General features: G+C 65.0%; 7 protein-coding genes. 4 read left to right on the top strand and 3 right to left on the bottom strand.

Going from position 1 to position 7479, the window contains the following annotated elements; translation table 11 throughout:
• The 4 genes from BHQ40_RS23375 to BHQ40_RS23360 all read left to right on the top strand — a co-directional run.
• Positions 1-475: GH25 family lysozyme (locus BHQ40_RS23375; protein WP_070158124.1), on the top strand; the 475-nt coding region annotated here is incomplete at its 5' end.
• Entirely contained in the window at positions 472-975 is a 504-nt protein-coding gene (locus tag BHQ40_RS23370; RefSeq protein WP_070158123.1) for a cytidine deaminase, read from the top strand. The genes BHQ40_RS23375 and BHQ40_RS23370, both read left to right, overlap by 4 nt.
• 5 nt (positions 976-980) lie before the next feature.
• Positions 981-1535 carry a dCTP deaminase gene (gene dcd / locus BHQ40_RS23365; protein ID WP_070158122.1) on the top strand — a complete coding sequence of 185 codons (555 nt, stop codon included), beginning with the start codon at positions 981-983 and terminating at the stop codon, positions 1533-1535.
• A 201-nt stretch (positions 1536-1736) separates the two neighbouring features.
• Positions 1737-3035, top strand: a complete 1299-nt coding sequence (locus BHQ40_RS23360; RefSeq protein ID WP_070158121.1) for a M28 family peptidase — start codon at positions 1737-1739, stop codon at positions 3033-3035.
• A 3-nt stretch (positions 3036-3038) separates the two neighbouring features.
• On the opposite strand, the gene BHQ40_RS23355 is transcribed toward BHQ40_RS23360, so the two are convergent.
• The 3 genes from BHQ40_RS23355 to BHQ40_RS23345 form a co-directional block, all read right to left on the bottom strand.
• A complete protein-coding gene (locus tag BHQ40_RS23355) occupies positions 3039-4088 on the bottom strand; it encodes a spore coat protein U domain-containing protein (RefSeq protein ID WP_070158120.1) in 1050 nt (349 codons plus the stop codon).
• Positions 4089-4199: 111 nt separating this feature from the next.
• The gene (gene topA, locus BHQ40_RS23350) at positions 4200-6758 is read right to left on the bottom strand and encodes a type I DNA topoisomerase (RefSeq protein ID WP_070158119.1); all 2559 of its coding nucleotides are present in this window, start codon (positions 6756-6758) and stop codon (positions 4200-4202) included.
• Positions 6759-6826: 68 nt separating this feature from the next.
• Positions 6827-7479 (bottom strand): DNA-processing protein DprA (locus BHQ40_RS23345; RefSeq protein WP_139139454.1); only part of this gene is annotated, 653 nt, incomplete at its 5' end.

The following is a 7479-nucleotide window of genomic DNA, read 5'->3' as shown; positions in this document are numbered from 1 at the left end:
CGCCGGGGCGGCTTACCGTGACCCCGCCTTTGCCGCCAACTGGGCCGGCGCGCGCAGGGTCGGCCTGCGCTACGGCGCCATGCACGACTTTTCCTTGTGTGCCCCCGCCGCCGATCAGGCGACGATGTTCGTGACCACCGTGCCGCGCGACAATGCGGCGCTCCCGCCCGTGGTGCGATTGGCGTTCAATCCAGATTGCGGCAAGCGCCCGAGCCGGGATTCCGTGCTTGCCAGCCTCAACACCTTCCTCAACCTGATAGAGGCGCATAGCGGCAAGACGGCGGTGGTGCGCGTGTCGAAGGATTTCAATGACCTGTACGATGTCGGCGGCGGCATTTACCGCACCCTGTGGCTGGACCGCAATTTCCTGAAGCCCGACTATGCCGGGCGCGCCTGGGTGATGTGGACGGCGTCGAACATGCGCCGCCTTGACGGGGTCGATGCGCCGGTGGAATGGGATGTCGTGGCGCCATGACAGACTCCCCCACCCCTGCTTCCGTCCAGTCCCTCGTCGCGGCCGCCCGCGCCGCCATGCATCACGCCCATGCGCCCTACAGCCAGTTCGCGGTCGGCGCCGCCGTGCGCCTGACCGACGGCACGATCATCCAGGGCAGCAATTTCGAAAACGCCAGCTACGGCCTGTCGCTCTGCGCCGAAACCGTCGCCATCGCCGCCGCCAATGCGCAGGGGCGGCTGACGGATATTGAGGCGATCGCCGTTGCGGGCGGTGCGATCGACGATGCGGGACGCATTGGGGGCGCGGCCGTCGTCACCCCCTGTGGCCGCTGCCGCCAGATCATGAACGAGGCCGAGCAGATGGCCGGGCGCACCCTCGCTATCCTCTGTGCCGCTGCGGAGGGCGATGCCGTGCAGACGCACAGCGTCGCCGCTCTCCTGCCTGCCGCCTTCGGACCCGCCAATCTGGGCATAACCCCCGGCCTTGCCCGCGCCGCAATTGAATCAAGGGACGCCTGACGCTCATGGCCATACTTTCCGACAAGTGGATCCGCACCCAGGCCCTCGAAACCGGCATGATCGAGCCGTTCGTGGAGGCGCAGAAGCGCGACGGCTGCATCAGCTACGGCCTCTCCTCCTATGGCTATGACGCGCGCGTGTCGGACGAGTTCAAGATTTTTACCAATGTTAACAGTAGTATAGTCGATCCCAAGGATTTCGATGGCAACAGCCTGGTCGACCGCAAGACCGATTGCTGCATCATCCCCCCCAACAGCTTCGCGCTGGCCCGCACGGTCGAATATTTCCGCATCCCGCGCGACGTACTGGTCATCTGCCTTGGCAAATCCACCTATGCCCGTTGCGGCATCATCGTAAACGTCACGCCGCTGGAGCCGGGCTGGGAGGGGCATGTGACGCTGGAATTTTCCAACACCACGCCGTTGCCCGCGAAAATCTACGCCAATGAAGGGGCCTGCCAGTTCCTGTTCTTGCAGGGCAATGAGCCGTGCGAGACCAGCTATGCCGACCGCGCGGGCAAATATATGGGCCAGCGCGGCGTCACCCTGCCCCGGCTCTAAACTTCGCGCTGTCTCGCCTCTAGACTTTGCCCTGCTCCGACTGAGGCGTGCTCCTGCGAAAGCAGGAGCCCAGTTCAGAGGGCAGGACTGGGCTCCTGCTTTCGCAGGAGCACGCTATATCTCCCGCATATCAAGACAAACTCTGGGCGGCGGCATTGGCGGCCGGTTGAACCATGTCGACGCAGGGGGCATGATGGCGTCATGAAACGCCTCCTCCCCCTGCTGCTGATCGCGGCCGCTCCAGCGACCGCCAATAATCCGCAACCCAGCCCGGACCGGCTGAAAGCCACGGTCGAAAAGCTGGTCAGCTTCGGCACCCGCCACACCCTGTCCTCCGCCACCGACAAGAAGCGCGGGATCGGCGCCGCCCGCCGCTGGGCCGCCGCCGAGTTCGAAAAGATCGGCAAGGGCTGCGGCGGCTGCCTGACGGTCGAGAGTATCGCCGGTCCCTTCTCCGGTCCGCGCGCTCCACAGGGCGTCGAGGTAGTCGATGTCCTCGCCATTCAACGCGGCGCGGGCGATCCCAATCAGGTGGTCATCGTCGCCGGCCATATCGACAGCCGCGTGTCCGACGTCATGGACATCACCAGCGACGCCCCCGGCGCGAACGACAATGCCTCCGGCAGCGCCCTTGTCATGGAGGCCGCGCGCATCCTTTCCCGGCAGAAGTTGGAGGGAACCATCGTCTACGCCCTGCTCTCCGGCGAGGAACAGGGCTTGTGGGGCGGGCAGTTGCTCGCGCGCACCGCCAAGGAGCGCGGCTGGCATGTGCGCGCCATGCTTAACAACGACATCGTCGGCAATACGGTCGGCCAGGATGGAACCCGCGTGGCTGACCGGGTCCGCGTCTTTTCGGAGGGTGCGCGCGCCTCCGAAGACCCCAAGGCCACCCTTGTCCGCCGCGCGATCGGCGGGGAGGATGACGGCCCCTCCCGCGCCCTCGCGAAGAAGGTCGACGCCATCGCCAGGGCGGAACCCGCCATCGGCCTTGACGTCTTTGCCATCCGCCGCCCGGATCGTTTCGGCCGCGGCGGCGACCATTCGCCTTTCCTCGACCTCGGCTTCCCGGCGGTCCGCTTCACCGTCGGCATCGAGAATTACGACCGCCAGCACCAAAATCTGCGGACCGAAAATGGCCGCGTCTATGGCGACACGGTGGAGGGCATGGATTTCCCCTATCTGGCGAAGGTGACGGCGCTCAATATCGCTGCGCTCACCACCCTCGCCTCCGCCCCCGCCGCGCCCGCTACGGTCAATCTGGACGGCGCGCTATCGATGAACACCAAGGTTAGTTGGGATGCCGTGCCGGGCGCTTCGGCCTATCGGGTCTATTGGCGGCGCGCCGATAGCCAGGACTGGGCGAACAGCCGGGTGGTTAAGGATGGAACCGCGACCACGCTCGACGTCATTGTCGACGATACCTTCATCGGCGTCGCGGCGGTCGGTGCTGACGGGTCGGAAAGCCTTGTCACTTTTGGCGGCATGGCCCCGCGCAAATAGGCGCTATTTGACGGCGTAAGGCAGGGAAACCGTGAAGGACGACCCTGCCGCCATGACGCCCTGCGGTTTCAGGCGGACATGAGTCACCGCCGACTGGCTGGTCGCATCTCCCGCCACTGGCACATAGGCCCAACTGCTGCCGCCGTCCGACGAAAACTCCACATTGTCGCTCGTGCTGCTGGGTGATGTGTAGGTGAAAGTCAGGTTGGATGTCGGATTGCCCTGCGTGAACTGGATCGCCGCGCCGCCTGAACTGCCATCGCCATCGAGCGCGATATAGGTGCCCGCCGGTGTCGGAACGACGACCGACACGGTATTGCTGTCCAGCGGCACGATATCGGGATTGGTCAACAGCACGGACGACCGCCGCTTGCTGCCCGGCAACGCCTTCGGATTGGTGGTGCTGTTCAGCGTATCCCAGGTTGTCGCCGTGCTCATCACCATCGTCATATTCTGCGGCGCGACGGTCAGGTTGACGGTAATCACTGATTGCCCGGTGCCTTGATCCAGCGTGCCCAGCGTACAGACATTGGCCACATAGACGCCCGAACAGAGGCGCCAGCTCCAGTTGATCGTGATGACGTCGCTATAGGTGCCCGCCGCCACCAAAGTAGCGCTGGACGGCTTGATGAAGAAGGGCAATGCCGCATTGCTTCCGCCAAGAAGTCCAAGTAAATTCAATAGGTTATTCTGCATATAGTCGACGGTCGCGCCTTGCGTGATCGGCACCGCCGCATTGGAATCGGCCGATGCCGTGTAGCTGATATTCGCGCCGCTGGATGGCTTCAGCAGGAAGTTGTTGGCGCTGGTGAAGGTCGCCCGGATATAGCTGCCGCCCAGCAGCACCAACACGGCCGTACCGCAGCTAAGCCCCGCCTGATTGCTGATCGCGGGCACCGCACCAGCCTTGACCGCCGCCGGGGAATAGGGGCCGACATTGTTCGTCACCGTGCCGCTGACCGTGCATGCGAGTGCCGGGGACGCAAAAAGGGCGGCGGCGCTGATCAACAGCACCGTCAGGCACTTCCAGAAACCCTTAACCGTCAAGACCATCGACGCCCCTAGATATGGGGGTCAGAGATGCCAAATCGCCTTTAATGAAGCGTGAAACGCGCCATGGCCAAGGCCCTGAAGACCTTAGACTTTGGTCGCATTCCGTATGGCTTACACCTTCGCTTTCCCCGTCGCCTTTGCAGCAGGCGCTTTCTTTGCGGCGGGCTTCTTGGCGGCCGCTTTTTTCGGTGCGGCCTTCTTCTTGCCTTTCTTCGCCGGGGCGGCTGCGGCGCGGGCGTCAATTAGCTGCGCTGCTTCCTCCAGCGTCAACTGGTCCTTGTCCACCGTCTTGGGCAGGGTGGCGTTGGTCGTGCCGTCCGTGACGTAGGCGCCATAACGGCCCTCCATCAGCTTGATCTCGGCTTCCGTGCGCGGATGCGCGCCCAGCACCTTGAGCGGTTCCCGCGATCCGCCCGCGCGCGGACCCTTGTTAGCTGCATCCGCCAGCTTCGCGACGGCGGCATTCATGCCCGTCTCGAAAATCTCCGCCGTGGAGGACAGCCGCGCATATTTGCCGTCATGCTGCAGATACGGCCCGAAACGGCCGATATTGGCAACGATCGGCTTACCGGTCTCCGGGTGATCGCCCACCGTGCGCGGCAGGCTCAAAAGCTTCACCGCCCAGTCCAGCGTCATCTCGCCATCGGGCAGGTCCTTGGGGATGGAGCCGCGCTTGGCCTCCTTGCCCTCGCCCATCTCGATATAGGGGCCGAAACGCCCGCTCTTGCGGGTGATGTCCTGCCCGGTTTCGGGATGCTGGCCAAGGACCTCCGGCCCGCTGTCCGCCGCGCCGTCGCTGCCCGGCTGGCCGAACTTGCGGGTATATTTGCACTCCGGATAGTTGGAGCAGGCGATGAACGCGCCGAACCGCCCGCCGCGCAGGCTCAGCCTGCCCTCGCCGCAATTGGGGCAGAGGCGCGGGTCGCTGCCGTCCGCCTTGGGCGGGAACAGCATAGGGGCTAGGAACTGGTCGATCTCGGCGGTGATGTCGGATGGCTTCTGCGCCATCACCTCTTCGGTCTTGGGCTTGAAGTCCCGCCAGAAGGCTTCGAGCACCTTCTGCCACTGCGCCCGGCCGCCGGAAATATCGTCCAGCTCGTCCTCAAGGCCCGCCGTGAAGTCGTAGGAGACATAGCGTTCGAAGAAGCGCTCCAAGAACGCCGTCACCAGCCGCCCGCTCTCCTCGGCGAAGAAGCGGTTCTTCTCCACGCGCACATAGTCGCGGTCTTTCAGCACCTGCAGCGTGGAGGCGTAAGTGGACGGCCGCCCGATGCCCAGTTCCTCCAGCCTTTTGACCAGGCTCGCCTCGCTGTAGCGCGGCGGCGGCTGGGTGAAATGCTGTTCGGCGGTCACGGACTTCTTGGCAGGCGCGTCGCCTTCGGAGAGGCGCGGCAGCAGTTTGCCGTCCTCATCCTCACTGTCGTCCCTGCCTTCTTCATAAAGGGCGAGAAATCCGGGAAAGATCACAACCTGTCCGGTAGCACGCAGCGCGTGCTGGCCGGTGCCGTCGACCAGTTCGATCGTCGTCCGCTCCATCCGCGCCGACGCCATCTGGCTCGCCAGAGCGCGCTTGAATACCAGATCATACAGGCGCGCATGATCGCCCGATCCCACCTTGTCGCGGGAGAAATCGGTCGGCCGGATCGCCTCATGCGCTTCCTGCGCATTTTTCGCCTTGGTCTGATAGATGCGCGGCTTGTCCGGCACATAGGCGCCGTCATAGCGGTCGGCGATCGCCTTGCGCGCGGCGGAAATGGCGCTGCCGTCCATCTGCACGCCGTCGGTCCGCATATAGGTGATCGCGCCATCCTCGTAGAGCTGCTGCGCGATCCGCATCGTGTGGCTGGCGGAAAAGCCCAGCTTGCGCGCGGCTTCCTGTTGCAAGGTGGATGTCGTGAAGGGCGGCGGGGGATTGCGCGTAACCGGCTTGGTCTCGACCTTTTCGACCGTGAAGCGCCCTGCCTCGACATCGGCCTTGGCGGCGAGCGCATCGCCTTCCTTGCCGATCGTCAGGCGGTCGATCTTCTCGCCCTTCCATCGGGTCAGACGCGCAGTGAATCCCTGCCCGCCCTGCTCCATCTCGGCCGCGACCGACCAATATTCCTGCGGCGTGAAGCTCTCAATCTCCCGCTCCCGCTCGACCACCAGCCGCAGCGCCACGGATTGCACACGCCCTGCGGACTTCGCACCGGGCAGCTTGCGCCACAGCACCGGCGAAAGCGTGAACCCCACCAGATAGTCCAGCGCCCGCCGCGCCCGGTAGGCGTCGATCAAATCCTCGTCCAGCGCGCGCGGATGCGCCATCGCGTCCAGCACCGCCGTCTTGGTGATCGCGTTGAACGTCACCCGGTCGACCGTCTGCGGCAGCGCCTTCTTGGCGCGCAGCACCTCCTGCACATGCCAGCTTATCGCCTCGCCCTCGCGATCAGGGTCAGTCGCCAGGATCAGGCGGCTCGCGCCCTTGGCGGCGTCGCTGATCGCCTTGAGCTGCTTGCCCTTGTCGCCATAATTCTCCCAGGACATAGCGAAGCCGTCGTCGGGATTGACCGACCCGTCCTTGGCCGGAAGGTCCCGGATATGGCCGTAGGACGCCAGCACATGGAAGTCCCCGCCCAGATATTTCTCGATGGTCTTCGCCTTCGCCGGCGACTCTACGATGACTAGCTGCATGATGTGCTGAATCGGTCCCTTACGTGTACGCGCGAGTCTGGAAACGGGTTGCGGCCGCCGTCAAGCGCCTAGGCAATCAAGCTCACCCGCCCCCCGGCATGCCGCTCCAGCCGCCCCGCCAGCTCAAGCTCCAGCAAGATGGTCTGAATGATAGCCGGAACGATGCCGGACTGGCGGATGACCTCATCGACCGGCACCGGCACCGGGCCAAGCAGGTTCGCGACCGACCGCCGCGCCGCCTCGTCGGCGTCCGGCGACACTGGCCCGCCTTCAAAATCCAACCGCCCCTGCCGCACCATCCGGGGATCGATGGGGCCAATCGCCTCCAGAACATCCGCCGCCGACTGGATCAGCGTGGCGCCCTCACGGATCAACTGGTTGCACCCCTGCGCCCGTGGGTCGAGCGGAGATCCGGGCACGGCCATCACCTCCCGCCCAGCTTCTCCCGCAAGCCTTGCCGTGATCAGCGAGCCGGAGCGCGGCGCGGCTTCGACCACCACCGTCCCGGCGCTGACCCCGGCGATGATCCGGTTACGCCACGGGAAATGCCGCGCATGGGGCTGCGTTCCCGGCCGCATCTCGGCCAGCAACAGGCCGTCATTGGCGATCTTCTCCTGCAGCTCGGCATTCTCCGGCGGGAACACCACGTCGATGCCGCCCGCGATCACCGCCACCGTGCCACCCGCCAGCGCGCCGATATGCGCCGCCGTATCGATGCCCC

The sequence above is a fragment of the Sphingobium phenoxybenzoativorans genome, from assembly GCF_001757355.1.
Taxonomy (GTDB): Bacteria; Pseudomonadota; Alphaproteobacteria; order Sphingomonadales; family Sphingomonadaceae; genus Sphingobium; species Sphingobium phenoxybenzoativorans.
The sequence above is the reverse complement of the archived record's forward strand: the minus strand, read 5'-3'. Positions and strand labels throughout refer to the sequence as shown.